Origin of the sequence: Flavobacterium sp. Root935, from assembly GCF_001429295.1 — a bacterium.
In the GTDB taxonomy this organism is placed as follows: domain Bacteria; phylum Bacteroidota; class Bacteroidia; order Flavobacteriales; family Flavobacteriaceae; genus Flavobacterium.
In genome coordinates this window covers 231,907-250,432 of the sequence record NZ_LMJL01000008.1, presented here as the reverse complement: position 1 = coordinate 250,432, position 18,526 = coordinate 231,907, and the positions used below count along the sequence as shown (strand labels likewise).

Genomic DNA, 18,526 nt, shown 5'->3' with positions numbered 1-18,526 from the left:
AGATTGAGCAAATTAAATTAAAAAGCAATTTAATCTGCGTGAAGTAAAAATCAGCCAAATCTGTGAGATCTGCGAGAGAAAAAATCCGTGCAAAATCAGCGTTTTTGCGATAGCAAATCCGTTTCATCTGCGTTTAATTAATACCCAGGATTATTTGGTTTTAAATTCGGATTGATTGCCAATTCTGTTCCAGGCAATGGCCATAAATAATCTCTGTTTGGATCAAAATTTGGATGAGGTTCAAGACCATTCGGACCAAATACTTCAGGACCATTTTTTAGTCTCTTAATATCGTACCATCTAATGTATTCGAATGCCAATTCTAATCTTCTTTCATCAATAACCATTTTTCTGAAATCTGTCTGAGACAATCCAGGTGTTACGTTTGCAGGAAAAGAAACCAGTTTTCCAGCTTTGTTTCTCGCTCTTGCACGAACACGGTTTACATAGCCGTCAGCTTCTGTTGTTCCGGGATTGATTTCGTTTAAAGCTTCAGCAGCCGTTAGTAGAACTTCTGCAAAACGCATTGTAATGTAATTGTGCTGCGAAGTTCTTCCGTTAGCACCTGCTTTTCCTGGAAAGCGGAAATATTTAGCAATGTGCGGACGAGGCGCTTTCTCATTATCGCTTGAAGGATAAACTTGCAGTGAACCGCCTGGACCAGTTTTCTTTCTGATAATCGTATCAAAGCTTACTGCTCTTCTATAATCTCTTTGATCCCAAGTTTGAAATACTTTTAAAGATGGAACGGCAACAGAAAACCCTTGTCCGTAGCTGTAACTGTCATCTTTTAAAGATCCTGTAAAAAATGCTGTATAATCCTGACCGTAGTTTCCAGATGTTAAGTTGTTAAAATCAACTGTAAATAATGGTTCTTTAAGTGAAGCTGTTTTTGTGGCATTGAATAAATCTTGAAAATCAGCATCTAAACCTAAACCAAATTTGGCTTCGTTTGTAATTACATATTTGGCTTCATCATAGGCTTTTTGGTAATTGCCTAAAGTCAGATAAACAGATGCTAAATAACCGGCTGCTGTACCTTTTCCTGGCACTGCTTTTACTTTTGGTTTATCATCCAGCCATTGTTTTGCAAATTCTAAATCGGCAATTATTTTTGGGTAAACATCTGCTTCTTTGGTTTTACTTAAAGAGTTTACCTGCGCCACATCATTTACAACAAAATCAACATACGGAATATCTCCAAAAAGGCGAACCAAATGATAGTACGTAAAAGCTCTTGCAAAATAAGCCTGAGCCACAATTGCATTTACTTTTGCAGGATCGCCAGGTGTTTTCTTAGCGCCTTCAATAGCTTGATTGGCTGCGGTAATTATTACGTACGACTGCGGCCAAAAGTTTGCAACAAGCGCATTAGTATCGTTCATACTCATATCATTTACATCGATACGCGCGGCCTGAGTAGTTCTGTCGCCAATATCTGCCATATCATCGCGAAGCATTAAGGCAATTGTAAATTCTCTTCCCCAATAGTTATTGTGGGCAATATTGGCAAAAGCACCGTTTACAGCGGCTTGTAAATCGTCTGTATTGTTAAAAAAGTTATCTGGACGAATAATTCCTACTGGTTTTTCTTCCAGATCAGAACAACTGAAGAAATTCATTGTTCCTAAGCAAAGAAGAGCTATATATTTTTTCATAGTGGTTTTAGATTAAAATTTCACATTAAATCCTGCTGTAAATGTTCTCACGTTCGGATATCCTCCATAATCCAATCCTAAATTGGTATTACTTCTTGAATTGGTGTCGTTTAAGTAATTTGTTTCAGGATCTGAACCAGGATAATCTGTAATCGTCCAAAGGTTTTGTGCACTGATGTAAAAACGAACTTTACTTAATCCCATTTTCGAAACAATTTTTTCATCTAAACTATATCCTAAAGAGATGTTTTTCAAACGAATGTAACTTCCATCATACACAAATCTAGAAGTGATTCTTTTGGTTCTGGCAGCATTTGCAGGAACATTTGTATTTGTATTTGTTGGTGTCCAAGCATCTAAAACCTCCGTTGTAGCATTGTTATTTCCAGAAGCCAGTTCCATCAAAGTATAGTTTAAGATTTGATTGCCTTGTGAACCTTGAAAGAAAATATTCAAATCCAGATTTTTATAAGTGAAATCATTGTTGAATCCAAAGATGAAATCTGGATTTGGATTTCCGATGATTGTTTTATCTTGAGAATCTAATTTACCGTCGCCATTTACATCTCTGAATTTTTCTCCACCTGCGATAGTTTCAAAATTCCCAGGTAAAACTGGTTCTCCCTGCTGAATTACACCATCATAAATAAATCCGAAGAACGAACCAACAGGCTGGCCAACTCGCAATATTTGAGACTCTGTTGCCAAAAAGTGACCTGGAGCAGAGTTGATCAAAAGATCTTTATTATCAGCTAGTTTTAGTACTTTATTTTTGTTGGAAGAAATATTAAAGTTTGTTGACCAAGTAAAATCGGCACCAATGAAGTTTTTGGTATTAATTCCTAATTCCCATCCTTTATTTTCTAACTCCCCAACGTTTTGCAGCTGCGAAGCAATTCCTGAAATCCCAGGTAATGGTCTGTTAAACAATAGATCTTTAGTAATTGTTTTATAATAATCTGCCGTAATACTGATTCGGTTATCAAATAAACCTAAATCAATTCCGTAATCCTGCTGATAAGAAGTTTCCCATTTCAAATTCGGATTATCCAAAGAAGTTAATTGCACCGCATTTACGATTACGTCACCGCTCACGTCATAAATTTCAGAGAATCGCGATAAAGTAGAGTAGGCGCCAATTGAAGGGTTTCCTGTTGCTCCATAACTCGCTCTTAATTTTAGATTTGAGACCGTTTTGCTATCTTTTAGGAAATTCTCTTTCCCTATGTTCCATCCAATTGCACCCGAAGGGAAGGTTCCGTATTTGTAGTTTTTACTAAAGCTTGAAGAACCGTCTCGTCTGGCTGTAAAAGTTAGTAAATACTTATCGTCATAATCAAAATTCAACCTTCCGAAAGCAGAAATCAATTCCGTTTCAGATAAATTAGAATCTGGTTTTAAAAATACAGTTCCAGCGCCTAAATTTCTATACGAATTGGTATTGGTTAAAAATCCTCTTGAAGCAGCATATGAACTTTCATTTTTATTTTTTTGGTATGAATAGCCGCCAAGAACAGTTAAAATTCCCTTTTCAATAATTTCACGTTTGAAAGTCAGGTAGTTTTCTGTTAAAAAAGAAGAAAATCTGGTGTTGTTTACAGAAGCTTCTCCTTTAATATTTTTTCCAGCAATTAAAGTTGATGGAATAAATCTTCCCGTCTGCGAATTATTATCGGTTAAACCTAAAGTGGTTTTAAAATCAAGATCTTTTGTAATTTGATACTGGGCAAAGAAATTGCTTCTGTTTACAATAGAAACTGTTTCCAGAATATTTTCCATTGCCGTAGCGTACGGATTGTCAATATCATCCCCAATTGGAGCTGTTGTGGTATAAGTTCCGTCAGCATTGTAAATTCCTTTGTCGGGCATAAATCTGTACGCAGCTGCAATTACACCTGCAGCGCCAGTTCCTCCAGCTCCTGTCTGGCTGATAATTCCTTCTTTGTTTTGTTTACTTGTAAAAGTATTTAAGCCAACTTTGAATTTTGGAGATAAATCAGCTTCAAGATTTCCTACGATCGTGTATTTATCAATTCCTGAATTAATTACAACTCCATCTTGGTTGAAATACGTTCCAGACACATAATATCTCACATTGTCAGATCCGCCAGAAAAAGACAATTGTGTATTCGAAATCATTCCATCTCGGTAAATAACATCCTGCCAGTCTGTATTCGCAGGACCTTGTGTGTGCGTTGTAAAACTTTGTCTGTATGCTGCAAACTGATCAGCATTTAATAAATGTAATTTGTTATTTACTGATTGTATCGAAGTAGAATTACTAAATTCAATAACAGGTTTTCCTGGTTTTCCTTTTTTAGTCGTTACCATAATAACCCCGTTTGAACCTCGAGATCCGTAAATTGCAGTAGCCGAAGCATCTTTTAAAACCTCAATAGAAGCAATATCCTGAGGTGCCGGCATCGAAACTCCTGCAAAACCATCAACGACAATAAGTGCATCACCGCTGGCATTAATCGAAGTTCCGCCACGCACCCTGATTTTTACGGGAGCACCAGGTTCACCACCATTATTAGTCATTACAGAAACACCCGCAGCACGGCCTTGCAAAGCTTGTTCTGCATTTAAAAGTGGAAACGCGGTTAATTCTTTTGCAGTTACAGAAGATACAGAACCAGTGATGTCGCTCTTTTTACGCGTTCCGTAACCTACTACGATTACTTCGTCAAGGGCTTTTGTATCCGGTTTTAAACTTACGTTGATTACGGTTTTGTTTCCAACTGGAATTTCTACAGTTTGAAATCCGACAAAATTGAAAACTAAAACAGCATTTTTTTCTGAAACAATAACAGTATAATTCCCGTCCATATCTGCAGATGCGCCTACAGATGAATTTTTAATATAGACATTCGCCCCAGGAAGTCCGAGAAAATCTTCGCTCGAAGTAACTTTTCCAGTTACTTTTCTTTCCTGCGCATTCATCATGAAATTTACCAGTAAAAAAGATACCAGTAAACACCATTTAAACGGTTTGTTTTTTTGGTTTGTAAACATTCATTTTTTGGTTTTAAGGTTAATAAGTTAGATAAAGTAGAAAAGCAATAAACTCATTCCAATTATCACGATGACAAACAGAATCTGTAGTAATAAGAAGTTTGTTTTTTTGATTTTCATATGGCAAATGTAGAAGCCAAAAAAGAAATAGAAATACAAAAAAGGGTATCTAAAAATACAGATACCCTTTTTTAAGCCTTTAAAAATGCGGATTGTTTAAGTAAGGTGTGAAAATGTGGGAATGTGAAATGTGAGAATGTGAAATGTGAAAAGTGAAAAGTGAAATGTTAGATGTAAAAAGAAAAGTAAGAAGTAAAAGATGTCACATTTAGCAATTCAAATTTTCACATCTAACATTTCACTTTTCACATTTCACACTTTACATCTCACACTTTTTATAAAATTTGTCTGCGTATTGCGACGGCGTTTCTCCGTATTTTTTTTGAAAGCATTTGCTGAAGTATTTCGGATTGTTAAAACCGACTTTATAGCTCACTTCTGAAACATTTAGTTTGTTTTGTTCTAATAATTGAGCGGCGCGTTTTAATCTGATTTCGTGAATAAATTCGTTTGGTGTGCAATTGGTCCAAGCTTTGATTTTTAGAAATAACATGGTACGGCTGACACCTAATTCTGAACAGAAGAACGGAATGTCAAATTGTTCGTTTGAAATGTTTTCTTCTACAATCTTGAATGCTTTTTTCAATAATTCTTCATCCAAAGAAGAAACTGTGATTTCTGATGGAATAAAACTGTCTTCGCTTGAAAATTTGATTTTTAAACGTTCAGTAGTGTTTAAAATGTTTTTAACGCGAAGTCTGAATTCCATTAAATTGAATGGTTTGCTGATATAATCATCGGCACCGCTTTCCAATCCTTCAAATTTATAAACCAATGAAGATCTCGAAGTCAATAAAATAACAGGAATATGACTGGTTTTAAGGTTTTCTTTTATTTTCGAACAAAGTTCTGTTCCAACCATTTCTGGCATAATAACATCACTGATAATCAAATTTGGAACAAATTTTAGTGCTTTTTCAAAAGCAATTTTTCCGTTTTCGGCCTCAATTATATTATAATCTTTTTTGAGCAGGTTTTTCATGAACTTTCTCAAAACCTTGTGATCTTCAACAATTAAAATCGTTTGTTTTTCGTCGTTTACAATTAAATCTTCGATGTCTTCGTTTTCGATTACTTCCGATGGTTCTAATTGTGCGGTATATTGTGCAATATCATCACTAATTTTAAAATCGGGAATAATTTCGCTGTCTAAAAGATGGTTTCGCCCAAGCGGAAGTGTAACCTTAAAAATAACACCGCCTGTTGGTTTGTTCTTAACATCAATGTTTCCTTTGTGCAGTTTTACAATGTTTTTTACAATCGAAAGTCCAATTCCAGTTCCTTTATTGTAGTTTTTTTGAACTTGATTGTGCATCGGAATTTCAAAAAACAAATCAAAAATTTTATCGATGTGTTCTTCCGAAATACCAACTCCAGAATCTTCAACAGCAATAAAAAGATTTTCTTGATCGTGATTTATTTTAATGTTGATTGAACCGCCTTTTGGTGTGTATCGAAACGCATTGGAAATCAAATTATAAAAAACACGTTCGAGTTTGTATCGGTCAAAATAAACCAGAATTTCTTCATCATCAGTTTCAAAAGTATACTCGTAACCGCCGTCTTTGGCATATTCTATAAACGATAAAAAGATTTCCCTGGTGAATTTTACAATGTTTCCGTTTGCAGATTCCAGCGTTGCCTGATCGTTTTCGAGTTTTCTAAAATCCATTAATCTGTTAATTAAGCTTAGCAAATGATTCGCGCTACCTTCAATTACTAAAAGCTTTTTATACATTTCGTTCGTTCCGTTATAGTCAGCCAGAATTTGCTGTAACGGACCTAAAATCAATGTTAAAGGTGTTCTGAATTCATGCGAGATATTGGTAAAGAAATCCAGTTTAGCACGGTTGTTTTCTTCCACACGTTTACTTTCCAGATATTCCAATTCGAGTTTTTGTTTCAATCTGGCTTTCGATTTCATAATCCAGATCAAACCGTATAATCCTAACCCAATTATGATTCCGTACAACAAAAATGCCCAAATACTGCGCCAAGGAGCCGGATTTACAATTACGGTAAGTGTCGTTGGAGTTTTGTTCCAAATGCCGTCGTTATTGGCACCGCGGACTTCAAAAGTGTAAGTTCCTGGATTTTGAATAGCAAAATTGGCTTCTGAATTTTTTGTAGTGGTCCAGTTGTTTTCCAAACCCGTTAAGCGATAGCTGTATTGATTGTTTTTGGATCTAATGTAATTTGGAATTGCAAAGTTTATAGAGAAATTGGCTTTGTCATAATCTAATGTAATAGTCTGCGTAAAACCAATGCTTTTCTCTAAAATTTCGGCTGAATCGCCTGGATTTATGGTTTCATTTTTAATTTTTAAATCAGTAATTAAAACCTGCGGCGCATATTGATTTAAGGAAATTTTCGATGCATCAAAATAAGTCGCACCAGACGGGCTTCCAAAATAAAATTGATTTGAACTTAATTTTAAAGCCGAATTGTCATTGAATTCATTACTTGCTAATCCATCTTTTTGATCGTAAATGACAATGTTTTTTTGATTTGTATTGTATTTGATAATTCCCTGATTGGTGCTGATCCATAGGTTTTTATCATCATCTTCTAAAATAGAATGTATAGAAGTTATTATAGTATTTCCAATTCTGAGATTGATGCGGTTGAATTTTTTTCCATCAAAATAATGAAGTCCTTTTGCTTTTGTTCCGACCCAGATTTTGTTTTGAGAATCCTGAAACAAAGTCAAAATATCATCGCCTGATAAAGAGGAATGATCGTAAAAGAAATGCTGAATTGCATATTGCTTCGGATTAAAATTTCGTAAAGGAATGCGGTTCAGTCCGTTTTGAGTTCCAACCCAAAGAAAATTATGTTTGTCGACTAAAATAGTTCGGATAATATTATTGGTCAGAAAAACAGATTTTGTATTGTCGTTTCCAATTAGCTGGAAAGTTTTATCTGTTGTATTATAGCGAATTAATCCCTTTCCAAAAGTTCCAATCCATAAAATACTGCCTTCTGTTTTAAGAGAATATACACCGGTTTCTTTCAGTAAATCCGTTAAATCAGAAGCAATTCGATTGTCTTGAATTCTTTTCGTAATCGTATTGTAGGCAGATAATCCTTTAGAAAAAGTACCAATCCATAAAATACGATCGTCAGAAAGACACATCGATTTGATGTCATTTTTATTTGTCTGCCCAGTTTTGCTGTTGATGTAGCTTGTGGTTTCTGTACTTTTATTATAAATCGTAATGCCGCCGCCTTCTGTTCCAAAATAAATGTTCTGGTTTTTATCTGCAATAATCGAACTTACGACATCAAAACTCATCGGAATCTTTTTTGAATTTTGATTGTAATTAGAAAAATTGACATTGGAAACGTCCCAAAGATTCACGCCTTTGTAATAACAGCCAATCCAAATAGAACCTTTTTTGTCTTTAAAAAGTGACTTAACTTTGTCGATTCCGTTACTGTTATTGCTGTTGTTTATTTTCTGCAGACTTTTATCCAAACCTAAAATATAGATTCCGTCATAAGCTCCAATCCATAAAGAACCTTGATTGTCAATTACTAAAGATCGAATGTCTGTATTAATTTCTCTGAACTTTTCATTGTCCAAAAAAGAAACATAAGATTTCTGTTTTTGATCGAATTTTAAAAGACCTTTATTTTTTGTTCCAACCCATAAATTACCATTTTTATCTTCTATAACCGACTGCACATTCAATAAATCAAAATTATTCAGCGGATAATTTTTAAACTGAAATTTACCGTTTTTTCGACTAATTAAGTGACATAAACCTTTTGTGGTTCCAATCCAGATTTCGCCTTTTTTGGTTTTTAGAATGCTTAGAATATTATTGCTTGGAAGGGTAGAAGCATCATCATCTGAATGGAAAACCGAAGTAAATAATCCAGATTTTTTATTATAAATCGTTAATCCTTTTGAAGTTCCGAACCACATTTCACTTCCAATTTCCTTAATGCTCCAAACGGCGTTATTACTTATGGTGTGATTGGCTTTGGTATGCAGATATCTTGTAAATTTATTCAAAACAGGATTATAACAGTTCAAGCCATTGTAAGTTCCCACCCAAATTTTACCAGAGTTATCTTCTTCAATTGCCAGAATATCATTGTTGCTGATAGAAGATTTATCATTAGTATCATTTCTAAAAATAGTAAATCTGCTGCCGTCATATTTATTCAATCCGTCTCGTGTACCAAACCACATCTGCCCAAATTTATCCTGATGGATGGCAATGACAGAACTCTGCGAAAGCCCGTCGGTCGTAGAGATGTTTTTAAGACGGTATTTATTTTGGGAAAACAAATTTCCGCTGATAAATACGATAAACAAGAGAGCTATTTTGAATTTCATAGCGCGTAGTTTTATATTGTGAATTGAATTCTCGCAAAGTCGCAGAGTCGCAAAGTTTTCTTTTTTAAGTTTTTTTAAATTTTCTCTTTGCGTCTTAGCGACTTTGCGAGATTAAATAAGAACTTTACTTCAATCGCTTTTTTAATTGATAATCGTACAAAGACGGAATTTTTTCTATTTCCGTATTCAAAAACTCAATATAAGGATCAACATCGTATTTGATTTCAAATTTAGTATTTCCATGAACGCCAATGATTCTGGCGAAAGCACCGTCTTTCATTCCGTATAATAAAACAGGTTTAGTCTGATCTGGGTTTGAAACTTGAACATTTAAGTTCCAAAAAGTACTGAAAGGTCCGTGCGAAGGTTTCCAGTAATCAGCACCGCCGCCGCCAAATAGGTAATAGCTGTTATTTTTATCAGCAGTAATATGAACCGTAATATTATCAAACAAATTTTGATGATTTGCTCCTGAATGCTGGTCTAAAAGAGCGTCTTCAAAAATCTCACAATTTTGATACACATTTTTAGTAGAAAAGGTATTGAAGCTCAACGGGTGAACTGCTTTATTGTAGATTTTTAAGTTCTTGACTAAAACATTATGAACGCCTCCTAAAGTTACGGTATAATGCGATAAATGAGGACCATCGGTAATGATATCCTGAACGGTTACATTAGAAACTTCTTCGGCTAGAATACCGCTGTCGGCATTGGTAATTTTGACGTCTTTTACCCAGCTGTTAAAAAGGCGCGTTAAGAAAATTGCATTATTTCCGGGTTCAACGTGATGCGCCACTCTCGGAATATCTGGAAAAGTAAACCGAAGATGTTCTATTCCGACTTCATTTAAATGTTTCCATTCAACGAGTTGTGCTTGGTAACTTGGCTTTATTGAAATAGTTAAAGGTGTTTTTAAGGTAATTTTAGAACCAGATATTTTAGCGATTTCAACTTGCTGTCTTACAATTGGAAGTTTTGGAAATTTCCAATGATGCGAACCAGGCTTGACTTTTGCCCCTTGATATAAATCTTTTATAATTTCGCCGTTTTCGCCATCCTTATTAAACAACTGCAATTCGGCAATATCGCCGACTTTTAAATTTTTTACTTCGGAAATATTAATGACAAATTCACCCATTTTTCCAGAACTGACTTTTGCTAACACATTAGGTTCGGGTTCATATTTATCCAAATAAGATTTCACACGTTCATTGGGAATCTGTGTCCAGATAAATCCTCCCGACCATGCATATTGCGAAAAAGGCAAGTCAATATTATTTTCGGGTTCGCGTTGTCTTTTATCAAAAGAGGTTAGGTATTCTCTAAGTTCCGCAAGAGATTCAGGATCTTTAAGATACATCATTGGTCTTGGGCAGTAGATTTCAGTTCCGTTTTCACCAGAACCTGCACCGCGAAGTACAAAATTGCTTCTTTCGATGTAGAGAATATCGCTTAGAATAATTCGGCCTGCAGGTAATTGTAAAATTACATTTCCATCGACTGCGTTTGCTGCTTTTAAAGCTTTGAGGAATGCTTTTGAGTCGTCTAGATTGTCATTTACTTTTACGCCAAAATCAGCGGCGTTAATAATTTTTCCTTCGGTTTCTGGAAGTTTGCTTTCTCCAAAATGATAACCTGCATAGCTAAAATCTGGCAGGTAATTGGTTTTATGAGATAGAATTTTTGGTAATTCCTGCGCCATTGTAATATTTACAACAAGGCTGCAAAAGATAGTTATGGCTGGACGAATCATGGTTTTTGTGGTTGTGTGGTTAGTTAGTTTTTTTGTTTGCCACGAATGCGCTAAGATGCGAAGTTTTTTGTTTCACACAGATTTTAAAAAGATTTGAGCAGATTTAAGCAGTTAATTTATTCAAAAATAATCTTCTTAAATCTGCCAAATCTGCGTGAAAAAATCTCCTTAATTCTTTTAATCTGTGGCTTAGAATAAATCGCAACCCAGCGCCTTTGTGGCAAGCAAATTATAAAGATCGTTTGATCCCCAATTCAAGTCCTCGCAATTCTGCCAAGCCTCTTAAACGGCCAATCGCAGAATAACCCGGATTTGTTTTTTTCTTTAAATCGTCCAGCATTTGGTGACCGTGATCTGGACGCATTGGTAATTTGCTGTTATTTCTTTTTTCGACTTCTAGAATTGCTTTTACCACTTCGTACATATCAACATCACCTTCAAGGTGATTGGCTTCGTAGAAACTTCCTTCTTCATCTCTCTGCGTACTTCTTAAGTGAATAAAATTCATTTTATCGCCATGACGTCTTACAATTCCAGGTAAATCATTATCGGCTCTAACGCCATAAGAACCTGTACACATGGTAAATCCGTTTGATGGAGAAGGTGCTGCATTCATTAATTCCACTAAATCTTCTTCCGTACTTACCACTCTAGGCAAACCTAAAATAGGGTAGGGAGGATCGTCTGGGTGAATAGCCATTAAGACACCTTTACTTTCGGCAACTGGAATAATCTGCTGTAAAAAGTAAAATAAATTATCTTTTAAAGCCTGTCGGTCAATATGATTGTAAGCGCTTAAAGTAAATAAGAAATCTTCAACCGTATAAGCTTCTTCGGCACCTGGAAGTCCAGCTAGAATATTACGTTGTAATTTTACTTTATCTTCATCTGTCATGGCTTCAAAATAGCTTTTTGCTTTTTGAATTTGAGTTTCAGAATATTCTTTTTCTGCGCCTGGTCTTTTTAAAATAAACAATTCAAAAGCAGCAAAAGCATTAATGTCAAAACGAAGCGCTTTAGAACCGTCTTCAACCGTATAAGATAAATCGGTTCTTGACCAGTCTAAAACGGGCATGAAATTATAACAGACACATGTGATGCCGCATAAAGCCAGATTTCGAATGCTTTCTTTATAATTTTCAATGTATTGAAGGTAATTTCCAGTTTGTTTTTTAATGTCTTCATGAACCGGAATACTCTCCACAACCGACCAAGTTAAACCAGAAGCCCCTTTTTTAGGATCACCGTTTTCGTGTTCAATTTCAACTTTTCGTTTAATGATTTCGTCGATGCTCCAAACTTCTCCATTTGGAATATGATGTAATGCGGTTACAATTCCAGTTGCTCCAGTTTGTGCAATATCTTGTAAAGAAACAGGGTCATTTGGTCCGAACCATCTTAATGTTTGTTCCATGTTTGATTTTTTTTGTTTTGATTACTGCAAGGTTTCCAAAACCTTGTAGGTATGTTTTTTGTTTATAGAGATGTTAATTTAAACCCACAAGGTTTTAGAAACCTTGCAGGACGTGAGAAATCTTAAATGCTTGTAGCAGCAAAACCTCCGTCGACTTTTAAGATTGTTCCAGTTACGAATTTTGACATATCGCTGCATAGGAACAACAAAGCACCGTCAATATCTTCTGGAGTTCCAAATCTTCCCATTGGCGTGTGATCGATAATTTTTTCGCCGCGCGGAGTCAGTTTTCCTTCTGGAGTTAATAATAAAGCGCGGTTTTGTTCGCCAATAAAGAACCCAGGAGAAATAGCGTTTACACGAATTCCTTCGCCATATTTTTGAGCCAGTTCAACTGCCATCCATTGTGTGAAGTTATCAATTGCCGCTTTTGATGCCGAATAACCTACAACTCTAGTTAAAGGTCTTTGTGCCGATGCTGACGAAATATTAATGATATTTCCTGATTTCTGCTTAGCAAAAAGCGCCGCAAAAACCTGAGATGGAAGCATAGTTCCAATAATATTCAAATCGACAACCTTTTGCAAATCATCTGTTTTCATATCATAAACAGCTTGGTCGGGCTGAATTGTCGCACCCGGCATATTTCCTCCTGCAGCGTTAATTAGAATATCCAGACGACCGTATTTTTCTACGATAAAATCTTTTGCCTTTTCTAATTCTTCTTTGTTTAGAACATTCGCCTGAATGGCAAATGCCTGGCCGCCATTTGCTTCTATGTTTTGTACCGTTTTCTCCGCTTTTTCCAGCGATTGAGAAACGATTCCAACAACAACACCTTGTTTAGCCAGAACGTTTGCAAAGTTGCTTCCTAATACTCCAGCACCACCTGTTATAAGTGCAATTTTACCTTTTAGATTGAATATTGAATCCATTATTTAGTTATTTAAAAAATCAATAGTTTAAATTCCAAATTTCAATTTGAAAGATAAAGTATGATAAATATTTAGTTTAATTTTTAAGTTCTTAATTGGAATTTGGTATTTCAAAAATTGGAATTTTAAATTTAACCTCTTATTGCTCCAATCAGTTCTAATACTCTTTTAGTCTCATTTTCGATTGTATCGTAAGCTTCGTATTCCATAACATTTTTACTGATTAATTTACTTCCCATTCCCACAGCAGAAACACCAGCATTAAACCAAGTTTCAATACTTTGACGAGTAGTGTCAACGCCTCCAGTCGGCATAAAAATTAAGTTTGGAAAAACATCTTTGATAGCACTCATAAAGTCTGGCCCTAAAATATTTCCAGGGAAAAGTTTGATGAATTGAACTCCGGCATTTTCAGCAGCAATAATTTCAGTTGGAGTCATGCAGCCAGGCGCGTATAAAACCTCTTTACCAATTAAAAATGAAGCTACTTCAGGAACAAAACCCGGACTTATAAAAAAATCAGCTCCAGCCAAGAAATAAGTTTCTGCCTGTTCTAAGTTTTTAATAGTACCAATTCCTAAAAGCATTCCAGGCATTTCGGCGTTTCTAATTTCAATTAATTTCTTAAAATTAGAAAGAGCTTCAGGGCCTCTGCTGGTATATTCCACGGCTCTAACTCCCACGTTGTAAAGTGTTTTTAAAACAGCAATACTTTTATTTTCGTCAGCATTAAAATATAAAGGAAGCATTCCTTGTTTTAGAATCACATCAATAGAATTCTGAATAGTACTCATGGCTTATATTTTTACTTTAATTACAATTTTTTTCAATTCACCTTCTCCAATCATTGCGGTGTGTACATCTTCAGGAAATAATATGGCAAATTGTTTTTCCTGCAATTGAAAGAAAGTGTCTGGGGCATCATGAAAAAATCGAACATCTCTTTCGTCGCTGTAATCGCCATTTGGGTTTACGCATTTTTCTCTGGGTTTCCAAGCAAAAGTTTCTGGTCCTTTTATTGAAATCTGAATGTCTATGTTTTTGTCGTGGCATTCAAAACCTTTAACGGCTTCTTCTTTCGTATTTCCTTGTCCGACAATTACAATTAGTTTTAAACCTTCGCCAATTTCAAAAGCCCCCTCTTCCAAATTGTCAATATCATTTTGATTTACATAATCGAATGCTTTTTTAAAATTGGGATGCAGACCGTAATATTTTGTTGCGTTGTGTAGTGAATCTACTATCATTTGGTTAGAAATTATTTAGTTTTTAATCGTCTATTTTAGTTGATTAACAGAAAAAAGAATTGTTTTTTTAATGTTATGTGTATATTTGCGTGTGCGTACACGGTATTTTACAAATGTATGTAAAATGAAGTGTAAAACAACTTATTTTTAATAAAATAAATTAAATTTACTGCACTGCTTTTATTTTTTTAACTTAAAAAGAATCAATATCATAACAATTAAGAAAATTGCGGAATTAGCGAATGTTTCGCCGGGAACAGTCGACAGAATTATACACAAGCGCGGACAAGTCGCGCAGGAAACTGTGGATAAGGTTAATGTTATAATTGAAGAATTTGGTTATAAGCGAAATATACTGGCAAGTAACCTGGCGTTAAATAAAAAATTTCATTTTGCAGTTTTTCTTCCAAAGTCTGAAACCTTGGAGTATTGGAAAAGTCAGGTTGAGGGAATTGAAAAAGCGGCTTTAGAGTTTAGCAAATTTGGAATTGTGTTGGATTATTTTTTCTACGATTACAATCTGATCTCATTTCAAGAAACTGTTCAAAAAGTTATGCAGTTTGATTGTGACGGTTTATTATTTGCCCCTATATTTTATGAAGATTCTGTTCAGTTTTTAAAAGAATATCAAAGGAAAAATATTCCAGTTGTAATGATTGATTCTAATATTTCTGAAGGAAATGAACATGCGTACGTAGGGCAAGATGCTTTTCAAAGCGGTTATTTAGCGGGAAGATTAATCAGTTTTGCAGTAAAAAATGAGAGACAAGTTTTGATTTTTAAAATTACGAGAGAAATTGAAAGTACTTCGGTATACTTACAGCGTATCGATGGCTTTTATTCTTATTTTAAAGATCATAACGAACTGACGAATTTTAAATTTTCAGAAGTCACCTTAAAAGATTCCAAAATAGATCAGTTGAATTTGGAAATGTTCTCTGGCGTAAGCAGCATTTTTGTGCCAAATTCCAGAGCGTATATTGTCGCTGGATTTTTAGAAAAAAATAATATAAAAGGTGTCCGTATTATTGGTTTTGATTTGTTGAAAGAAAATATCGAATATTTAAACAAAGGAATAATCGATTTTTTAATCAATCAAAGACCAGAAGACCAAGGTTATATGGGGATTAATTATTTGTATAAAAAACTAGTTCTTCAGGAAGATGTTGAACGTACACATTATATTCCGTTAGAAATTATTTTGAAAGAGAATTATTTTCCTGTTAGGAAATGATTTAAATACGCGTGATACGCTATTTTGTTATTTCGACGGAGGAGAAATCTTCACAAGCGACTCTACAAAGTTTGGTGACTTTCTTTGGGGAGCTTCTTACGGAGATTTCTCCTCCGTCGAAATGACAAAAATGAGAATAAAATCTATTTTTTAACCTTCACCATCAAAGGATTATTAATCTTCTCAGCAAAAGCACTCAAATAAGTTTCCCATTCTTGTTTAGTTTGAAACGGACTTCCTTTTTTCCATCCAAAACCAGCATAATAAATTGCTTTATTATTTTTTACAGAGATATTTCCATAAAGATTGCTTAAATCTTTTTCATCGGTAACATGATTATCAAAGCTAATTAAAGAACCTTTTGGCGCTACTAAACCCATTCCAATTTCAGAATCATCAATAGGCTCCCAGTAACTCAGCCAGCCTTTTTCTAAGTTTGTTCCTGTAGTTCCTTTTTTATCATGAAGTGTCAAACCAGCAGCAATAGTTTTAGTTCCAGTAACATTGATTTCGAAGCGAGAAAGCTGGCTTCCATAATCCAAACTGATCAATTTAGATTCGGTTATTCTATTGCCTTTCGCATCCCAATCAGCATAGGTTAAAACAAAGCTCGTTCGAATCGGACCATTTGTAATAGTTTTCCAACTGATGAAATTTTTAGAAAAATAATATTTACCATCCACATTTACAGCAATTCCGCCAATACCTCGGCTGGGACCAACCTGAAAATTATCTAGACCTTCTCCAGTATCTTTATGATACGTTCCAGTTCCGTTTGTGGTTTTTTCATACCATTTATTAATAATTGGATATTCTACTCTTTTTAGCCAGGCATCGATTCCGCTGGTTAATGTTCCGCCTGGAATATTTTCTTCCACCATTTTTTGAGCCACAGGACCGTAAGTTCTAAAAGCGACTTTGTTGTTTTCCCAAGCGTAATCATCTGTTCTTTCTGGAACAAATCGTGAATAACAGCTAACGACTTTGGACGCAGAAGGATTTGTACCGACTAAAATCTCAAAATCTTGCTTTGAAGAAGCTTTTATTTTGGGCTGAAACAAAAGAACATCCATAATTCCGTCGCCGTCATTGTCTACAGTCTGGGTTTCTAGAAATGAATTGCTGCTAATTTCTTTTACAGCATAATTTTCAAGTTTAGCATCTGCTTTTAATCCCAGCGTTTTTTTAGTTAATTCAACTGTTTCAAATTCTCGGTTTACAGGCAAATTATTGATAATTGTAATTGTTTTGTTTTGAGATTGAACTGTACAGTTCGCTGCCAGAATTGCGGTAAGTAAAAGATATTTTTTCATTTTGTATGCTGCTTTTTTATTTCATAAAAATACAAATCAAAAAGCAAACAGAAATACACTATTGGAGTAAATATGTACAAATTATTGATAGTGAGAGTAAGTCGCAAGAAAGTTAATAATTTAAACTTATCTTTAAATATTAAAATAAAGATAAAATGAAACAAAGCGCCGGCATATTAGCCTATAAATTCATTGATAAAACAGTATTCTTCTTTCTAGTTCATCCAGGCGGACCATTTTGGAAAAACAAAGATTTAGAATCTTGGTCGATTCCCAAAGGAGAGTTTACAGATGACGAAGATCCGCTTGATGCTGCAATTCGTGAATTTAAAGAAGAAACGGGTTTCGAGGTCGATGGCGATTTCATAAAACTAGAATATGTAAAATTGAAATCTGGTAAAGTTGTTCATGCTTGGGCGGTTGAATTTGAATTTGATGAAACGCTGCTAAAAAGCAATGATTTTGAAATGGAATGGCCTCCAAAATCTGGAAAACTAGCAAATTTCCCTGAAGTCGACAGAGGAGAGTGGTTTCAAACGCACGATGCCTTAAAAAAAATAAATCCTGCTCAAGCCGATTTTATCGTTCAAATGATTTCTAAAATTTCGGCTTCACTTTAATTTCTTTGTTTTCTTAATGAGATAATTTTTGTAATTTACATTCTTATCATCTGAATCATTTATCAGATTAATTAAAATGAAATAAGAATATGGATGTGAAGTGTATTATTTTCGACTGCGATGGAGTTTTGGTAGATACAGAAAAAATTGGGAATGGGATACTGCTTGAAATGGCAGCTGAGTATGGTTTTGAAATGGAAATTGAAGATGCATACCGAAATTTTAACGGTCGAAATTTAAAAGATTGTTTTCTTCATATCGAAGATGCTATCGGAGCAAAACTGCCGGAATCTTTTGAAGCAGAATATCGCGAAAAAAGTTTCAAAGCTTTTAAAACACAAGTAAAGCCCATGGAAGGCGTAGTGTCATTTATAGAAAAATTGAATATTGCCTATTGTGTGGCGTCAAGCGGACCTGTTGAAAAAATCAGATTAAATCTTGAGGCATCTGGTTTATTGGATAAGTTTGAAAATAAGATTTACAGTTCCTATCAAATTAACAGCTGGAAACCAGATCCTGGAATATTTTTGTATGCCGCAAATGAAATGGGTTTTGAGGTAAGTGACTGTATAGTTCTGGAAGACAGTAAAGCAGGAGTGAAAGCTGGAATAGATGGCGGATTTAGAGTATTTGGACTTGCCAATGGTTATAACAACTCAGATTTGGAAGAAGAAGGTGCAATGCTTTTTTATACTTATGAGGAACTGAGTGATATTCTTGGAGTTTGATTTGTTTCAGGTTTCAGGTTTCAGGTTCTGAGGACTTCGACTTCGCTCAGCCTGACAGTAAATAGGTTTTAGATGTTATCCTGAGCGAAGTCGGAGGAAACGTCAAGTATAATCTTAAATCTAATTCAAATTTAGATTTTT

At 34.8% G+C, this 18,526-nt stretch carries 12 protein-coding genes; 3 read left to right on the top strand and 9 right to left on the bottom strand.

The window, feature by feature from the left end; genetic code table 11:
- Nucleotides 1-137 precede the first annotated feature (137 nt).
- The 8 genes from ASE40_RS06480 to ASE40_RS06445 form a co-directional block, all read right to left on the bottom strand.
- Nucleotides 138-1,658 carry a RagB/SusD family nutrient uptake outer membrane protein gene (locus tag ASE40_RS06480; RefSeq protein ID WP_057116152.1) on the bottom strand — a complete coding sequence of 507 codons (1,521 nt, stop codon included), beginning with the start codon at nt 1,656-1,658 and terminating at the stop codon, nt 138-140.
- Nucleotides 1,659-1,670: 12 nt separating this feature from the next.
- A complete protein-coding gene (locus ASE40_RS06475; RefSeq protein ID WP_057116151.1) occupies nt 1,671-4,673 on the bottom strand; it encodes a SusC/RagA family TonB-linked outer membrane protein in 3,003 nt (1,000 codons plus the stop codon).
- A 379-nt stretch (nt 4,674-5,052) separates the two neighbouring features.
- Nucleotides 5,053-9,141: a two-component regulator propeller domain-containing protein gene (locus ASE40_RS06470; protein ID WP_057116150.1), complete on the bottom strand. Its 4,089-nt coding sequence runs from the start codon at nt 9,139-9,141 to the stop codon at nt 5,053-5,055.
- 124 nt (nt 9,142-9,265) lie between these two features.
- Nucleotides 9,266-10,894 carry a DUF4955 domain-containing protein gene (locus ASE40_RS06465; RefSeq protein ID WP_057116149.1) on the bottom strand — a complete coding sequence of 543 codons (1,629 nt, stop codon included), beginning with the start codon at nt 10,892-10,894 and terminating at the stop codon, nt 9,266-9,268.
- A gap of 229 nt (nt 10,895-11,123) precedes the next feature.
- Nucleotides 11,124-12,308: a mannonate dehydratase gene (uxuA, locus tag ASE40_RS06460; RefSeq protein ID WP_057116148.1), complete on the bottom strand. Its 1,185-nt coding sequence runs from the start codon at nt 12,306-12,308 to the stop codon at nt 11,124-11,126.
- 122 nt (nt 12,309-12,430) lie between these two features.
- On the bottom strand, nt 12,431-13,243 hold the full coding sequence (locus tag ASE40_RS06455; protein ID WP_057116147.1) for an SDR family oxidoreductase: 813 nt from the start codon (nt 13,241-13,243) through the stop codon (nt 12,431-12,433).
- 131 nt (nt 13,244-13,374) lie between these two features.
- Complete coding sequence (locus ASE40_RS06450) at nt 13,375-14,037, bottom strand: bifunctional 4-hydroxy-2-oxoglutarate aldolase/2-dehydro-3-deoxy-phosphogluconate aldolase (RefSeq protein ID WP_057116146.1); 663 nt, start codon at nt 14,035-14,037, stop codon at nt 13,375-13,377.
- A 3-nt stretch (nt 14,038-14,040) separates the two neighbouring features.
- The gene (locus tag ASE40_RS06445) at nt 14,041-14,490 is read right to left on the bottom strand and encodes a YhcH/YjgK/YiaL family protein (protein WP_057116145.1); all 450 of its coding nucleotides are present in this window, start codon (nt 14,488-14,490) and stop codon (nt 14,041-14,043) included.
- Nucleotides 14,491-14,659: 169 nt separating this feature from the next.
- On the opposite strand from ASE40_RS06445, the gene ASE40_RS06440 reads away from it, so the two are divergent.
- Nucleotides 14,660-15,724, top strand: a complete 1,065-nt coding sequence (locus ASE40_RS06440) for a substrate-binding domain-containing protein (protein ID WP_317039088.1) — start codon at nt 14,660-14,662, stop codon at nt 15,722-15,724.
- Nucleotides 15,725-15,867: 143 nt separating this feature from the next.
- On the opposite strand, the gene ASE40_RS06435 is transcribed toward ASE40_RS06440, so the two are convergent.
- Nucleotides 15,868-17,037: a DUF4861 family protein gene (locus ASE40_RS06435; protein WP_057116143.1), complete on the bottom strand. Its 1,170-nt coding sequence runs from the start codon at nt 17,035-17,037 to the stop codon at nt 15,868-15,870.
- A 155-nt stretch (nt 17,038-17,192) separates the two neighbouring features.
- Between ASE40_RS06435 and ASE40_RS06430 the strand changes: the two genes are divergently transcribed.
- Together ASE40_RS06430 and ASE40_RS06425 are read left to right on the top strand one after the other, a co-directional pair.
- The gene (locus ASE40_RS06430) at nt 17,193-17,657 is read left to right on the top strand and encodes an NUDIX hydrolase (protein WP_057116142.1); all 465 of its coding nucleotides are present in this window, start codon (nt 17,193-17,195) and stop codon (nt 17,655-17,657) included.
- A gap of 89 nt (nt 17,658-17,746) precedes the next feature.
- A complete protein-coding gene (locus tag ASE40_RS06425; RefSeq protein ID WP_057116141.1) occupies nt 17,747-18,385 on the top strand; it encodes an HAD family hydrolase in 639 nt (212 codons plus the stop codon).
- Nucleotides 18,386-18,526 lie beyond the last annotated feature (141 nt).